The sequence below is a fragment of the Halomonas sp. NYA30 genome, from assembly GCF_976980765.1.
Map to the genome: position 1 here is coordinate 1,211,632 of NZ_OZ334477.1, position 14,688 is coordinate 1,226,319.

The 14,688-nt window shown below is 58.3% G+C and carries 13 protein-coding genes; 9 read left to right on the forward strand and 4 right to left on the reverse strand.

Features of this window, described 5'->3' with window-relative positions:
- Nucleotides 1-159 precede the first annotated feature (159 nt).
- The 7 genes from ACWI0H_RS05565 to ACWI0H_RS05595 all read left to right on the forward strand — a co-directional run bounded on the left by ACWI0H_RS05565 (nt 160) and on the right by ACWI0H_RS05595 (nt 7,913).
- Nucleotides 160-957, forward strand: a complete 798-nt coding sequence (locus tag ACWI0H_RS05565) for a Cof-type HAD-IIB family hydrolase (RefSeq protein ID WP_485875336.1) — start codon at nt 160-162, stop codon at nt 955-957.
- A gap of 116 nt (nt 958-1,073) precedes the next feature.
- On the forward strand, nt 1,074-1,799 hold the full coding sequence (locus ACWI0H_RS05570; protein WP_485875338.1) for a response regulator: 726 nt from the start codon (nt 1,074-1,076) through the stop codon (nt 1,797-1,799).
- Nucleotides 1,796-3,307 carry an ATP-binding protein gene (locus tag ACWI0H_RS05575; RefSeq protein ID WP_485875340.1) on the forward strand — a complete coding sequence of 504 codons (1,512 nt, stop codon included), beginning with the start codon at nt 1,796-1,798 and terminating at the stop codon, nt 3,305-3,307. The genes ACWI0H_RS05570 and ACWI0H_RS05575 overlap by 4 nt, the downstream gene beginning before the upstream one ends.
- A gap of 111 nt (nt 3,308-3,418) precedes the next feature.
- Nucleotides 3,419-4,678, forward strand: a complete 1,260-nt coding sequence (locus tag ACWI0H_RS05580; RefSeq protein ID WP_485875342.1) for an ABC transporter substrate-binding protein — start codon at nt 3,419-3,421, stop codon at nt 4,676-4,678.
- A 135-nt stretch (nt 4,679-4,813) separates the two neighbouring features.
- The gene (locus ACWI0H_RS05585; RefSeq protein ID WP_339882305.1) at nt 4,814-5,740 is read left to right on the forward strand and encodes a carbohydrate ABC transporter permease; all 927 of its coding nucleotides are present in this window, start codon (nt 4,814-4,816) and stop codon (nt 5,738-5,740) included.
- Nucleotides 5,733-6,611, forward strand: a complete 879-nt coding sequence (locus ACWI0H_RS05590) for a carbohydrate ABC transporter permease (protein WP_339882303.1) — start codon at nt 5,733-5,735, stop codon at nt 6,609-6,611. Before ACWI0H_RS05585 ends, ACWI0H_RS05590 begins: the two co-directional genes overlap by 8 nt.
- A gap of 180 nt (nt 6,612-6,791) precedes the next feature.
- Nucleotides 6,792-7,913 (forward strand): ABC transporter ATP-binding protein, encoded by a 1,122-nt coding sequence (locus ACWI0H_RS05595; protein ID WP_485875345.1) that lies wholly within the window; start codon nt 6,792-6,794, stop codon nt 7,911-7,913.
- A 17-nt stretch (nt 7,914-7,930) separates the two neighbouring features.
- Here the strand turns inward: ACWI0H_RS05595 and ACWI0H_RS05600 are convergent, their stop codons facing one another.
- The 4 genes from ACWI0H_RS05600 to ACWI0H_RS05615 form a co-directional block, all read right to left on the reverse strand.
- Nucleotides 7,931-8,977: a YcjF family protein gene (locus ACWI0H_RS05600; protein ID WP_485875347.1), complete on the reverse strand. Its 1,047-nt coding sequence runs from the start codon at nt 8,975-8,977 to the stop codon at nt 7,931-7,933.
- Nucleotides 8,974-10,377 (reverse strand): YcjX family GTP-binding protein, encoded by a 1,404-nt coding sequence (locus ACWI0H_RS05605; RefSeq protein ID WP_485875349.1) that lies wholly within the window; start codon nt 10,375-10,377, stop codon nt 8,974-8,976. Before ACWI0H_RS05605 ends, ACWI0H_RS05600 begins: the two co-directional genes overlap by 4 nt.
- Before the next feature lie 93 nt (nt 10,378-10,470).
- On the reverse strand, nt 10,471-10,662 hold the full coding sequence (locus ACWI0H_RS05610; protein WP_295708567.1) for a hypothetical protein: 192 nt from the start codon (nt 10,660-10,662) through the stop codon (nt 10,471-10,473).
- Nucleotides 10,663-10,723: 61 nt separating this feature from the next.
- The gene (locus ACWI0H_RS05615; protein ID WP_485875351.1) at nt 10,724-11,593 is read right to left on the reverse strand and encodes a D-hexose-6-phosphate mutarotase; all 870 of its coding nucleotides are present in this window, start codon (nt 11,591-11,593) and stop codon (nt 10,724-10,726) included.
- A gap of 176 nt (nt 11,594-11,769) precedes the next feature.
- Here ACWI0H_RS05615 and ACWI0H_RS05620 point away from each other — a divergent pair, with 176 nt between their 5' ends.
- On the forward strand, nt 11,770-12,012 hold the full coding sequence (locus ACWI0H_RS05620; RefSeq protein ID WP_101146084.1) for a GlsB/YeaQ/YmgE family stress response membrane protein: 243 nt from the start codon (nt 11,770-11,772) through the stop codon (nt 12,010-12,012).
- Nucleotides 12,013-12,189: 177 nt separating this feature from the next.
- Nucleotides 12,190-14,655, forward strand: coding sequence for a DUF1266 domain-containing protein (locus tag ACWI0H_RS05625; RefSeq protein WP_485875353.1), 2,466 nt, complete (start codon nt 12,190-12,192; stop codon nt 14,653-14,655).
- Nucleotides 14,656-14,688: the final 33 nt, after the last annotated feature.

The following is a 14,688-nucleotide window of genomic DNA, read 5'->3' on the forward strand; positions in this document are numbered from 1 at the left end:
GGCGAGAGTTAGGGTGCCACTATACGGATTCCCGCTTGCCACGCCAATTGCCGCCGAGTGAAGTCGGCCCGGATGTTCGCTTGGGTGACGGCGCGTCAAAGGCTTACATGCGCTCAAAAGAATCGGTTAAGCTAAATGCCCATGCCGATGGAGCGCGTTATGACACCCCGCCTGATTGTTTCTGACCTGGATGGAACCCTTTTAGGAAGCGACCACACCCTGCACGAAAGCACCGTTGAAGTGCTGCGGGCGCTGGTGAAGCAAGGCCACCATGTCGCGCTTGCTTCGGGGCGCCACTATCACGATATGAAGGTATTTCGCGATCAGTTGGATATACCAGCGCACTTGATCAGTACCAACGGCGCCTATGTGCACGACCCACAAGGCACCTTGCTGGCCGCTACCCATGTCGACCCTGAGCATGCAAAAACGTTGATTAATCTCCCGCGTCCGCCTCAGGTGCGTTTGAACCTCTACCGTGAAAGCGGCTGGCATATTGATGCGGAAGCCCCACATCTATTATCTCTTCACGCCTCTACCGGGTTTGGTTATGAGGTCGTGCCGCCTGATCAGATGGACATTAACGGCGTTGGCAAAGTGCTCTATCTAGGCGACCCGGAGGCGCTAAAACAGCTGGAAGAGCAGGCTCATAAGGCCCATGGCGCTGCGCTGCATATCACCTACTCGACGATTGACTCCCTGGAGATCATGGCGGGCGGCGTAAACAAAGGCGTTGCGTTAGCCTCACTGCTTGAACGCTTAGAATTAACGGCAGCCGAATGCATGGCGTTTGGTGACAACCTCAATGATACCGAAATGCTCGTGTTAGCCGGGGAAGCCCAGGTAATGGCCAACGCCCACCTTGATCTCTTCGACCGCCTAGAAGGCGCCGAGCGTATCGGCCACCATGGTGAAGCGGCTGTTGCCGAATGGTTAAAAAAGCGCTTTGAGCTTTAACTGTTACTGGTAAACACTAATGCAACCTTGGTCGTAGCGGTATTGCTACTGCTTACCCCCTCGACCATCATCAAGCCCCGATATAACGACAACAACGTAGGGCTGAACCCGCTGCGATGACGACAACCCCTGCTACCTTGATTGTGGTCGATGATGACCCGGAAATTTGTGAACTGCTCGCGGACTACCTGGGGCGGCACGGTTACCGGGTATTTACGGCGGACGGTGCCCAAGCGCTGCATTCGCTACGCGCTGAATACACTCCTGACTTGCTGATTGTCGATTTAATGCTCCCTGGTGACGACGGTTTTACCATCTGCCGCGACGTTAGAAAGCACAGCGATGTGCCGATTATCATGCTGACCGCCAGCGCCGATGAGACCGACCGCATTCTGGGTCTGGAGCTGGGTGCCGATGACTACTTAGGCAAGCCGTTTAATCCCCGCGAATTGCTGGCGCGCATCAAAGCGGTGCTGCGCCGCACTCGCAGTGCTCCGCCAGCGTTGCCTGCGGGGCAGGCACGCTGGGTCAGTTTTGGCAGTTGGCAGCTCGACCGCATGACCCGTGAGCTGATTGATTTGCAGGGCGAACGCGCCGCGCTTTCGGGCGCTGATTTTCAACTACTGCAGGTGTTTTTAGAGCATCCGGCAAAGGTACTCACTCGGGATGATCTCTACGCGCTTACCCGGGGACGGGATGCGCCGCCGCTTGATCGCTCCATTGATGTTCATGTTTGCCGCCTGCGCCAACGGCTGGGTGAGGATGCTCAGCACTCGCAGTTAATTCGCACGGTGCGCGGCGCGGGCTATGTGTTGACTGCCCAGGTAGACGCATTAACGTGAAACAAGTGGGGTGGGCCGAGACCCGGCGGCGTTTGTCCAGACGGGTAGCCCGCTGGCTGCCGGCGTCGCTGCGGGGGCGCTTTGTGATCATCATGATCGCCGGGGTGCTGGTCGCCCAAGGCGCCAGCTACGCTATCTGGACGTCTCAGGTGCGCTCCAGCCACTTGGCACAGTTGGATGAACTGTCCACCAACATGGCGTTTAGCATCGCCTCCACCATGAAGTTTTTCCGCTCGCTGCCGGTGGACTATCGCCATATCGTGCTCGATCAGCTGCGTAATATGGGCGGCACACGTTTTTTCGTCAGCGTTAACGAGCGCAGGCTCACCATCGACGATATCGGCTCGGGCCCGGAGAAAGAGGTAGTGGTGAACAACGTGCGCTCGGTGCTCACCCAGCAGCTCAATATCGATGATGTGATTGTCGAGTTCTCCCGCCCAGAAAACCTGCGGGTGCTGAATAATGAAGTGCTGCTCTATGATCTGCCGCCGCGCTGGGGGCAGCACAGCCTGCTGATGGAACCGCTTTCGCCGCCGATTCTGGTCGTTCAACTGGAACTTGCCCCAGGCACCTGGCTGTATGTCGCCACGCTGCTGGGGGTGCCGGATATTTTCAGCGGCTATCGCTGGCTCTCTGAAGAGCGCTTGCTAGTCGGGCTGCTGGTGCTGTTGAGCGTGCTGGCGCTTTCGCTATTGGGCATTACCAGCGTGACCCGGCCATTGGCGCGACTTTCGCGGGCAGCCAATCAGTTGGGTGATGACTTGGATATGCCGCCGCTCAAAGAGAGTGGCCCTAAGGAAGTCGCCGCCACCGCCGTGGCATTCAACCGGATGCAGCGGCGCATCCGCGAGCAGATTGAAGAGCGCGAGCGGCTCTTCTCAGCAATTTCCCATGATTTAAAAACGCCGTTAACCCGGATGCGCCTGCGTGCCGAAATGCTCGATGACGACTACCAGCGGGAGCGTTTTTGCGCTTCATTGGATGAATTGGACAGCCTCGTTAAAGGTGCTTTGGCCTCGGTAAAAGGCCTGGATCTGCACGAAGAGCCCGCATCGGTTGATCTTATGCACATGGTCGAAGAGCTAGCCGAAGAGCTTAGCCTTCAGGGCGGTAAGGTCACTATCGAGATTAAAAGCGGTCACCCTATTGCACCGCTGGTTGCCAAACCGCTGGCGCTTAAGCGCTGCCTGGCGAATCTGCTTGAGAATGCCGTGTTCTATGGTAAGCAGGCCGAGGTAGAACTGGTTGATCACGGTAACGCGGTCACTCTGCACATTCGCGATCACGGCCCCGGTATTCCCGAAGAGCAGCTGGGGCGGGTGTTTTCGCCCTTTGTGCGCTTAGAACCCTCACGCAGCCGACATACTGGCGGCAGCGGCCTCGGGTTGGGGATCGCCCGCCACATCGCACGCGCCCACGGCGGCGATATTACGCTCGCCAACCATGCTGATGGCGGGCTGGTGGTGACTCTCAAGCTACCCCGCCAGGAAACTATTACAGGTTTGTAATAAAACCCCAACACTATGCAGTACTCGGTAACTCCCGTTGTCGCTCGCCTTGGCGTAATCTCTTTGAGGTCAAACGTCCGAGAGGACAATAACAATATAAGGAGTGACTCCATGTCGACGTTTAAGAAGACGACCCTCGCGCTTGCTCTGGCAGGTGCCACGCTAGCCACTACCGCCCACGCCAACGAAGTGGAAGTGCTGCACTGGTGGACCTCCGGCGGCGAAGCCCGCGCTGCTAACGTGCTTAAAGACTTAATGGAAGCCGAAGGCTACGGCTGGCAGGACTTTGCCGTGGCAGGCGGCGGTGGTGAAACCGCCATGACGGTGCTTAAGTCTCGCGCCATGTCGGGCAACCCGCCTTCAGCGGCCCAAATCAAAGGCCCCGAGATTCAGGAGTGGGGCGAGCTGGGCCTGCTGGGTGACTTGAACAGCGTTGCCGACGCGGAAGGCTGGGACGAACTGCTGCCGGAAGTCGTGGCCGATATCATGCGCTATGACGGCCAATATGTAGCGGTGCCCGTCAACGTGCACCGGGTCAACTGGCTGTGGGCCAACCCGGAAGTGCTGGAAGCGGCAGGGGTGGAGATGCCCACCACGCTGGATGAGTTGTTCGAGGTAGGCGAGGCGATCCGCGAAGCGGGCTTCGTGCCGCTGGCTCACGGCGGTCAAGCTTGGCAGGACGCGACCGTATTTGAAAGCGTGCTGCTGGGCGGTCAGGGCAGCGAGTTTTACCAGCAGGCATTGGTAGATTTGGATCCTGAAGCCCTGGGTGGTGAACAGATGATCGATGCCCTTGAAGACTTCAAGCGTACGCGTGAGCTGATGGATGAGGGCATGCCCGGTCGCGACTGGAACATTGCCACAGCGATGGTGATTGAGGGAGTGGCTGGCTTTCAGCTGATGGGCGATTGGGCAAAAGGTGAATTCACCGCGGCAGGGCTGACCGCCGGGGAAGATTACCTTTGTGCCGCCGCGCCGGGCACCGAAGATGCATTCACCTTCAACATCGATAGCCTGGCCATGTTCCGGGTCACCGACGACGAAGAGCTGGAAGCACAACAGGCGCTTGCCCGCTTGGTGCTTGAACCTACTTTCCAGGAAGCGTTTAACCTTGCCAAGGGCTCGATTCCGGCGCGTCCTGACCTGGACATGAGCGAATTCGATAGCTGTGCCCAGCAGTCGTTGGCTGATTTTCAGCGCACCGCCGAAGAGGGTGGCCTAGTGCCGAGTATGGCTCACGGCATGGCCGTGCGTGCGGACGTGCAGGGCGCTATTTTCGATGTGGTCACTAACTACTTCAACGACGCCGATATGCCCGCTGAAGAAGCAGCAGAACGTATGGTGAGCGCCGCCGAAGCGGCTTCTTTCTAGATTTTCTAGCGCTTGCGTTCTCCAGGCGCCGCCGCAACGGCGGCGTCTATTCTGCTTAGCAAGAACACTATTTTGCTTAGTAAGAACATTATGCTGCTTGGCAAGGACACTTCTCCAATGAGAGATTCCCTCCCCATGAAAAATACCTCTGCGCCGCCTTTAGGGGCTGGCGCTAAGCGGTCGACGCCCTCCGGTGGTTTGCAGGCGTGGCTGCCTCGCCTGGTGCTGGCACCGTCGGTGGCCATTTCGCTGTTCTTTGTTTACGGCTTCATGCTGTGGACGTTTGTGCTCTCGCTAACCAGCTCGCGCATGCTGCCCAGCTACGACTTTGTCGGCTTTGGCCAGTATTCACGCCTGATGGCCAATGAGCGCTGGTGGGTCGCCTCGACCAATCTGATGATTTTTGGCGTGCTGTTCGTGGTGATATGCCTGGTGATTGGTTCGCTGCTGGCCATTCTGCTCGACCAGAAAATTCGCCAAGAGGGTGCGCTGCGCACGATCTACCTCTATCCCATGGCGCTGTCGTTTATCGTGACCGGGGTGGTGTGGAAGTGGCTACTCAATCCGCAGTTGGGTATCCAGGCCATGGTCCAGAGTTGGGGCTTTGAATCGTTTCGCTTTGATTGGATCACTGACCCGGATATGGCGATTTATACCCTGGTGATTGCCGCCGTATGGCAGGCGTCAGGCTTTGTGATGGCACTCTTTTTAGCCGGCCTGCGGGGCATCGACGACAGTATTGTGAAAGCGGCCCAATTGGATGGTGCCAGCCTGCCGAGGATTTATTGGCGCGTAGTGATGCCTTGCCTGCGCCCAGTGGTGTTTAGCGCGGTGATGATTTTGGCCCATATTGCCATCAAGAGTTTTGACCTGGTCGTCGCGCTCACTGGCGGCGGGCCTGGCTACGCCACCGATCTACCCGCCACCTTTATGTACGCCCACGCCTTTACCCGGGCACAGATAGGTTTGGGCTCTGCCAGCGCCATGCTGATGTTGGGCGGCGTGTTGGCGATTCTGATTCCTTATCTCTATTCCGAATTAAGGAGCCGCAAGCATGGCTAATGTGATTCGTCGTCAGACGCCCGCTGCGCGGCTTTTTCGTGGTCTGCTTTACGGCGTACTGATCCTCGCCGCGCTTTTCTATATCTTGCCACTGGTAGTCATGCTAATGACCTCGGTGAAGCCGTTGAGTGAAATCAGCGCCGGGTCGCTGCTCTCATTGCCTCAAAACCCGACCCTGGCGCCGTGGACAAAAGCCTGGGGCGAAGCCTGCACCGGGATGCGTTGCGAGGGGGTGGGCGGCTACTTCTGGAACTCCTTTGCGATTGTGATTCCAGCGGTGCTGATTTCCACCACCATTGGCGCTCTCAACGGCTACGCGCTAACCAAGTGGCGCTTCAAAGGCTCTGAATTAGTCTTCGCATTAATGCTGTTTGGGTGTTTTATTCCTTTCCAGGTGGTGCTATTGCCCATGGCGCAAACCCTCGGCTGGCTGGGGATCTCCAGCTCCCGCGCCGGGTTGATCCTGGTTCACGTGGTCTTTGGCATTGCTTTCACCACGCTGTTTTTCCGCAACTTCTACGTGGGTATCCCTAACGAGCTGGTATCGGCGGCGAAGTTGGATGGCGCGGGCTTTTTCCGCATCTTCTGGCGCATCCTACTGCCGGTTTCCGCTCCCATTATCGTTGTCTCGGTAATTTGGCAGTTCACCCAAATCTGGAACGATTTCCTGTTTGGCGTGGCGTTTTCGGCCCATAACACCCAGCCCGTTACCGTGGCGTTAAACAACCTGGTGAATACCTCCACCGGCGTTCGCGAGTACAACGTGGATATGGCGGCGGCGATGATTGCCGCGCTGCCCACCCTGGTGGTGTACGTGCTGGCGGGAAAATACTTCGTGCGCGGGCTGACAGCAGGCTCCGTGAAAGGCTAATAACAACTAGGTGAGGGGCAACCATTTCTAGAAGGTCAGAAGCAGCCCTCCGCGGGGGCGCTGTGAACCCATCCATGGGCGCTACTTTCGCCATCCATGGCGAAAGACCCCCGCTACGGGCTACTTCTGACCCTCCAAATGAATGGGTTTTGTCAGTCGCTTTACAATAGGATTTTCATTATGGCAGCGTTAGAAATCCACAACGTGCGCAAAGAGTTCGGTAGCGAGCGGGTGCTCAAAGACGTCAGTATCTCGATCGATTCCGGCGAGTTCCTGATTCTGGTAGGCCCCTCTGGCTGCGGTAAGTCCACGCTGATGAATGCCATTGCCGGGCTAGAGCCTGTGACCTCTGGCAATATTTATATCGATGGTGAAGACGTGACCTGGCGCACCCCCGCGGATCGGGACATCGCCATGGTATTTCAGTCCTACGCGCTTTACCCCAGCATGACCGTACGCCAGAACATCAGCTTCGGGCTTGAGATGCGCAAGGTGCCCAAAGCCGAGCGGGAAGCGGCCGTGGAGCGGGTAGCCGATCTACTGCAGATTACCCACCTGCTGGAGCGAAAGCCTGCACAGCTCTCCGGCGGGCAGCGTCAGCGGGTGGCGATGGGGCGGGCGCTTGCCCGTGAGCCAAAGGTCTACCTGTTTGACGAGCCGCTCTCAAACCTAGATGCCAAACTGCGCGTGGATATGCGCACCGAGATCAAAAAGCTCCACCAGCGCCTGGGCACCACCATTGTTTACGTCACCCATGACCAGGTCGAAGCCATGACCCTGGCGGACTGCATTGCGGTGATGCGCGACGGCCATATTCTGCAGCTCGGCTCGCCGGATGAGGTCTACAACAACCCGGTGGATATGTTTGTGGCGGGCTTTATGGGCTCGCCGTCGATGAACTTTATTCGCGCCACTCTGGAAGATAGCAACGGCGGTTATCAACTGCGCATTGCCACGCCGGGTGAGGATGAGCTGGTGCTACCCTGGCCGGAAGAGCGTATTGGCGCAGACATGGCTGAACGGCTTAATCAGCCGGTCATCCTCGGCTTGCGGCCGGAGCACTTCAGCGAAGAGGACGAGCGGTTAACGTCCCAAGCTGAGGGAACGCTGCTGAGCGCCAATGTAGCGGTGGTAGAGCCTACCGGGGCGGATATCCTGCTGCGTTTGCCGCTGGGCGAGCAGGAAGTGACGGCTCGTGTTGGGCCTAAATGTGCGGTAGCCGCCGGGGAGCGCTTGTCGCTGCGTGTCGATATGGGGCGGGCGATTCTATTTGATGCCGAGACCGAGCAGCGTATTGCTTAACCTCCAGTGCGCCAGCGTTACTCTTTTGCACGTGTCGCGGGGGCGGGCTCTTTATCCAGCCGCTTGATCTGCCGCCAAAGGTCTTGGCGAAGGTCGGCGATCTTGGGTTGCTCATCGGGGGTGAAAGGCACAGGGCGGCAGAGGCGCTGGGCACGCAATCCCAGCCTTGCGCTTAGAAGCCCGGTGGCCAGGCCCTGACCGGCGCGAGCGGAAAGGCGGCTGGCTAAATCCAGCGAGAGCATATCCATGCTGGCGTCGGTGGCCAGTTCGCTAGCCCCAGCAAAGGCCATGTTGTGCAGCACGTTACGAAATAGCCGCAGGCGGCTGGCGTAGCCCAGCTCAAGGCCATACAGGCGGCAGAGCCTGTCTACCATCGCCAAACTCCGCCAGGCCACCAGCGCCATATCCACCAGCGTTAGCGGGCTGATGGCCACCATAATCGCGGTTTCCCCGGACATTCGGGTAATCAGGCGCTGGGCTTCACGGTCGCGTGGTGCCAGCAGGTGGTAGCGCAGCAGCGTTTGGATCTCTTCCCCGCTATGGTGCGGCTGGCTGGCGCGTTGAAACGCCAGCCAGTGCGGATCGTCATCGGCAAGTTTGAGCTGGCGCCTCAACTGCTCGGCCATCGCCCGGGCCTGTTTCGGGGAGCGCAGCGGCAGCTCAGCTAGGTCGCCGCGCAGTTTGTCGTGGCGCTTTAAGCGCCGCAATCGTCCCAACTCTTTGAGCAGTGAAATACCGCCCAGGCCAATCAGGCTGATCCCGAATAGCTGCCAGGCAATGGCGAGCCACTGGGACTGAGCCAGGGCGTCGGGGATACCGGTAACCAGCTCTGCAGTACCTAGCCCGGCACCACCCACTAGAGCGAATAGCAGTCCCCAGCGGCGTTTGCGCGGCGCACCTAAACTGGCTGCAGGTAAGGCTTTATCTTCTGGAAGAGGTGCCAATGGATGATGCTCGCTGGTGCCAGCAAAGGCTTCACGTTGGCGCAAATTCGAAGCTGCTTCGGCAGCCTCTTCTGGCGTGTCATCCAGCGTAAAGTGGCGCCGTGGCTGTGGGGTGGTCATGTCAGTTTGTCTCCAATCAGCCAGTCGATGGCGGCGTCCATACGAATATGATCCAGCGCTTCCGAGGTGGTTTGCATCGGACGAAAGCCGGGGAAGTCGAAGCCCTGCTGCTGCCAAAAATCGGCAGTGGGAAGCCGGGCGGGCACATCGCCGGGGTAAACCAGTACGTCATCCCCCTCCAGGGTCGTGCCGCGTAGGGCGGGTGAGCGCTTACCTTCGTGGGTGACTTCGCGGGCCTCGGTGGCACGAATGGAGGCCAGAGAAAACGCTTTGACCGGGACGTTGGCAAAGCGCAGGTCTTTTAATGGCTCTGCCAGCAAGGCCTCTAGCAGCTGCACCACGTGGCCGTGTTGGTCGGGAGTGACATGGTCGGCCTTGGTGGCCGCAATCGCCAACCGGTCAATTTTAGGCGCGAACAGGCGCGTGAGCAGGCTGCGCTTGCCGTAGTCGAAGCTGTGCATTAACTGACGCAGGGCGCGGGAAAGGTCTTCAAACCGTTCAGGCCCGGCATTGAGCGCGCCAAGCACATCCACCAGCACAATCTGGCGGTCAAAGCGGCGGAAGTGATCGCGATAAAAGGGTTTCACCACCTGCTGCTGGTAGTAGCGAAAGCGAGCCGCCAGGGTAGCGTAAAGGCTATTGGCGGGCAGTGCTTCCAGTGCTTCTCTGGAGGTATCAAGTTGAGTTGAATTAAGCTGCGGTAGCGGGAAAAACTGCAGCACAGGCGCCCCTTCCAGCTCGCCCGGCAGCAAAAAACGCCCCGGCTGCAGGTCGGAGAAACCGGCCTTTTTAGCACGGCGCAGGCCCTGGGCGTACTCCTCGGCCAGAGCGGCGAGCTGAGCCTCGTCCGCTTCGCTTGCAGGGTCGAGCTGTTCCACCGCGGCCAGCCACTCACTGAAAAGGCCACGGCGTTGTTCACCTGCGTACATGGCCTGGGCTTTGCTCCAGCTGTAAAAGTCATGCTGCAACAGCGGTAAGTCGAGCAGCCACTCGCCGGGGTAGTCGAATAGATCCAGGGTAAGGTGGGCAATTTCAGGGGTTAGCCAGCCGCTGCGGGCAGGGCGGTAACGCAGTTGCAAGCGCAGTTCACTAATCCCGCGTGTGGGCTCCGGCCAGCGGGGTGGCGTATCGCGCAGGGCGGCCATGCCGGGGTCATAAGGGAAACGTGGCACGCCTAAGTCGGGCTGATTGAGACGCTGGGCGCCTAGCAGGCGGCCTTCACGGGCAGCGGGCAGTAGATCGAGACGCGCTTCTACGCCCGCATGGCGCAGTTGATTGACCAGCGAGGTCAAAAAAGCGGTTTTGCCTGCTTGCGAGAGGCCCGTTACCGCTAAGCGCAACTGGCGATCCCGGCCTCGCTCTAACAAATTGCTCAGTTCGCGACTTAACGGCTGACGCATCCTTTCGATCCTTTTGTAGCTCTTGCCAACTAAACGCGGTCCCGGCTCTCTTTAAAATCAGCTCACTTCAAAACAAGCCGGTCTGCATGACCATCACTGGCGAAACACTAATAGTAGCTGTGAAAGCATCGGTAGGGTGGCAATCAAAAAGCCGACCCCCGCCAGCGTATAGCCCGGCCAGCGGCGAGTCATTTTTTGCGCCAAGGTAAGGCCCACTAAACACACCACCATGCCGATTAAATTAAAGGCTAGCGTAGCGGCCTCTAGCCATTGCTGCGGATCCATCGGATCTCCCTAGCTCAAATGAAAGTGAGCGCATGATAGCAAAATATTGATGAACCGAAGGTTAACCGCGGCTTAGGGTGGTGCCTAACAGGTGTTGAGCACCGGGTACCAGCCAAACCGGGTCTAGGCGCGTATTAGCGGCTTCAACGCAGATAAAGTGGCGTGCCGCTTCAGCGGGTGTATCGCCAGGAAGGTCGTTGTTGGGATGCCACACCACGGTGGAGTCGCTGGACTGCTTGCCGATACGCAGGCTGCGCTCGCCGTCGTTGAGCAGTACGGCTTCATTGGTATGGTAAATGCGGTCAACGGCACCTTGAACAGCCAGCGTACCTTGCTGTTCACTTTCCGCAAAGTCGCGCAGTTTGTCGAGGTACCGCGCGCCTGAAAGACCTTCTAGTCGGCACTGATGGATATCGGCAACGGCGAGGTAGGTGTGCAGTGCGCCACTGGTTTTAACGGGTGTCTCGCCGATGTTTTCGCTGATCAACTCAACGTTAAGCCGCTGCGCATTGGCTTGCACCACTAAACGTGCGGTGAGCTGTGTATGCAGGCGCTGTTCGGGAGAGAGATGGACCTCAATCCCTTCGGCATGCTCATCAACAGCGTCTAAGCGCCAGGCAGCGTGACGGGCGAGGCCATGAAAGGGGCCGTCACGGTTGGGGCTTTCGTCGGCATAGCGCTCATCGGCAAACCACGGCCAGCACAGCGGGATACCACCGCGGATAGCCCCTGGTAGCGCTTGCGGGGTGGGGGTCAGCCATAGCCAATCGGTGTCGCCTTGAGGACTGAAATGAAGCACCTGCGCGCCTTGCAAGCTGATCGCCAACTCACCCCACGGCATATTGAAAAGCACCACATCGCGGCCTTCCCAGCTGGCCGTTTGTTGACCATCTGTGCTTTTAAGCAGTTGTTTGAGCGAGTCGGGGATCATGGATTTTCCTTTAAGAGTTGCCAAGCATCTACACCGATAGACGCCGAACAGTAACGCTGTGTGCTATGGTAGAACAAGCACGACTGATAGGTAAAACGCGTACTAACATACGTAACTAATGTACGTAGCTAAAACCCGTAAATGAAATCCCGTAAATGAAATAGTAAGGAGACTATATGGGCTTTATTGCATGGTTAATCATTGGTGGCCTGGCTGGTTGGATTGCTGGCAACATCATGCGCGGTGGCGGTTTCGGCATCCTGGGTAATATTGGTGTGGGCATCGTTGGTGCGCTTGTGGGTGGTTTCTTGTTCAGCCTTTTAGGCCTCTCTTCCGGTGGTTTTATCGGTTCGCTGGTCACTGCAACGGTAGGGGCCGTGGTGCTCTTGTGGGTGATTAGTAAGGTCAAAAAAGCGTAGCTGTTTAGCTGTGACCCGTTTGACGACCGCCCGGCCTTGTGCCGGGCGGTGTCGTTTATACAGATGCTATCGGTGTTCGGGCCACTTTCCGTTACACTAGGCGGCTTTATTCCGGCGCTTTGCTGGTAGCGACCCTGTGTTAGTTGGTGGTGATACTATGCTTTTTCGAGGTGCCTCTTGATCGACGCGTTAAATGCCTGGTGGGCCCAACAGCTAGTGCTGTGTGATTGGGCGTTTACTCCTCATCCGCTGGCGGTCGATGCAGGTGCTGCTGAGCAGCGTTTGCTGCAACTGGGAATTACCGATCGGGGTGAGCTGGCCGAGCAACTGTTCCACGGCCTGGGTGCCCCTGCAGGTCGTGCTGATCGGCTATTGGGCGCGCTCGAGTGGGCTGCGCTTGCTGGCGCGGCGGGCTGGTTAGAAGCAGATCAGTCACGCGCCTGGGCGCACCATTTAACGCGGCGTATTACCCGCGATTACAGCGATCTGCGCGCATGGCTCGCCGATCTGCGTCGCGCCCTGGGCGTAAGAGGTTGGGAAGGCGGCGCTGATGACCGCTTTATCGATGCCTGCCAGGCGCTGGCCAATCTCGAAACCGATGGCGAAGGCGTTACATGGGAAGCACTTGAACATGCCCTGACGAAACTGCCTGCCCCTGCTTCCCTATGGCCGCAACAGCCAGCGGCTCAGAGCTGGCGACTATGCGCGCTGTTTCGGCCGATCATCGTCTACCCTGCAAGCCAAACCGACTGGCCCGACGCCGCTGAGTGGCTGGCCCACGTGTGGGATGTCCATGACCGCGATGCGCTGCTGGGGGTAATGTTGTGGCTAGGCGCCCAAGGCGAGCGCCAGCGCTGGGATATAGAAGCCCGCGAACTATTGAGTATGGACGGCGCTCAGCGTATGGAGTGGCAGCGCAGCGTGGTGGAGGAGTCGCCCTATGCGCCGGTGCTGAATAAATTTGTTAGCCAGGGTGAGCCGCTGGAGTGGGCTGCCTGGGATTGGCTACGGCTTGTCGAGCTCGCCTGGGCAGGCGCCTGCTGTGGTTGGCTCAGCCAAGAGGAAGCCGATGACTTGGCAGGGCACGCTGCTGATTTGATCAGCCGCCGCTACCATGACTGGTACGCGGTTCTTAACGCTTACGGTCGGGGGCAGAGTCTGTTTGATGGCATTGACCGCCGAGGGAAAACACCCAGCGAGCGGCATCAGCTACTGCTGCACAGCGCTTATAGCCCCTGGAAACGTCCGCCGGGGGAACTGTTGGATGAGCCCACGCGGAAGGCCTCTCAAGCGCGCATTCGCCAATGGCGTAATACGCCCCATCACTGGCTGCTGGCGCTGGCCAGCGTGCGTGAACCGGATGTGATGCTGCGCCAGATCGACCCGTCAGCCGCACTACCGGAAGAGCAGCGAGCCGATGCGGCGCTTTATTTGCAGGAGTCATTGGGCCTGCACGCCGACGAAGGTGCCCATGCATTGGCGCGCTACTGGTTACCTGCTCAGGCGCATCATCTTAATCAACTGGCAGCCGACGCGGTGCATGGCGTTTTGCCACCCTCACAAAGCTGGTTCGGCCAGCCGACTCCGGAAGAGCTTAAGCAGCGTAATGCCGTTAAGGGTGTGAGCCGCCACGCGGCGACTATCCATATGGCCGAAAAATTCGCTTTCTATCTGCATATGTCCCTTGATAGCGGCTTATTGGATCGCGGGCCATTGATGGAGTATGCCAGCGCGCTGCGCAGCTGCCTGTGTCGGTTTTACCCCAATGCCAAGCGCTTGCTAGACGCCTGGTTTGCGTGGGAGAGCTGCCTGCCTGAGCCCGAGCATGCATCGTTAATTAACGAAATTATTTGGCATATTGAAGACCCAGGCAGCCTGTTCCACTGGTTGGATTGGCGCCACGACGCCTGGCGTGAGCCGGGCAGTCGGCCCACCTTAAGCCACTTCACGGCCATGTCGCTGGTCGGGCCTTTAAACAGTGCCGTATGGAGTGAACCACAGCCCGAAAGCGCCCGTGAGTGCGCTGAAATCCGCGAGTGGGTAGAGAGCCATTACCACTTGAGCAGTGCTGGGAATATGCAGGAATTTTTGACCTACATGCTCGAGGCGGGGGATCGCCAGGAGTATCAAATTAACTACGCTCCTTACACCCTCAATACAGAGCGTTTAAGCGCTGAAATCGCCATTCTTGAATCTGGTGACTGTGCTGAAGATGAGCGCCACCACCTGCTTCGTTTACGTCGGGTACGCGACAACGAAGACGGCTGTAATGACGTCGATATGGCGGCCTGGGATATTGCCCAACTGGTCGATCTGGCGATTGCCGCACGGCAGCTTGGTTGGTTAGATAGCGCTGCGTTTGCCACCGTATTGGATCGCGCTTATCAGCTTGCGGCGGATCACTACGCCGGGTGGCAAGAGTATGCCATGGGCATGTACGCTGGCTTCTCATTTTTTATGGGAGAAACCCCAGAGCGAGAGAGCTTTTTAGCCGGTTTTCGTCAGGCGTTGGTGGCCTGGATATGCGGTGCGCCGGTGCTAGCTGGGCCGTGGGTGAGCCTGGATTTTCCCGGCAATAAACCGCGCCATTTTGCGCCGTTGCATATAGATACATTGCCTGGTGATCAGCGCACCTTACATTGAGGCTCGCCAAGCATAGGATAACTAGCTTATAGT

What these genes read in the sequence shown, in the direction of transcription:
- ACWI0H_RS05565 (WP_485875336.1), top strand. Translation starts at nt 160, where the DNA reads ATGACACCCCGCCTGATTGTTTCTGACCTGGATGGAACCCTTTTAGGA.
- ACWI0H_RS05590 (WP_339882303.1), top strand. Translation starts at nt 5,733, where the DNA reads ATGGCTAATGTGATTCGTCGTCAGACGCCCGCTGCGCGGCTTTTTCGT.
- ACWI0H_RS05580 (WP_485875342.1), top strand. Translation starts at nt 3,419, where the DNA reads ATGTCGACGTTTAAGAAGACGACCCTCGCGCTTGCTCTGGCAGGTGCC.
- ACWI0H_RS05600 (WP_485875347.1), bottom strand. Translation starts at nt 8,977, where the DNA reads ATGACCACCCCACAGCCACGGCGCCACTTTACGCTGGATGACACGCCA.
- ACWI0H_RS05610 (WP_295708567.1), bottom strand. Translation starts at nt 10,662, where the DNA reads ATGGATCCGCAGCAATGGCTAGAGGCCGCTACGCTAGCCTTTAATTTA.
- ACWI0H_RS05585 (WP_339882305.1), top strand. Translation starts at nt 4,814, where the DNA reads ATGAAAAATACCTCTGCGCCGCCTTTAGGGGCTGGCGCTAAGCGGTCG.
- ACWI0H_RS05605 (WP_485875349.1), bottom strand. Translation starts at nt 10,377, where the DNA reads ATGCGTCAGCCGTTAAGTCGCGAACTGAGCAATTTGTTAGAGCGAGGC.
- ACWI0H_RS05615 (WP_485875351.1), bottom strand. Translation starts at nt 11,593, where the DNA reads ATGATCCCCGACTCGCTCAAACAACTGCTTAAAAGCACAGATGGTCAA.
- ACWI0H_RS05620 (WP_101146084.1), top strand. Translation starts at nt 11,770, where the DNA reads ATGGGCTTTATTGCATGGTTAATCATTGGTGGCCTGGCTGGTTGGATT.
- ACWI0H_RS05595 (WP_485875345.1), top strand. Translation starts at nt 6,792, where the DNA reads ATGGCAGCGTTAGAAATCCACAACGTGCGCAAAGAGTTCGGTAGCGAG.
- ACWI0H_RS05570 (WP_485875338.1), top strand. Translation starts at nt 1,074, where the DNA reads ATGACGACAACCCCTGCTACCTTGATTGTGGTCGATGATGACCCGGAA.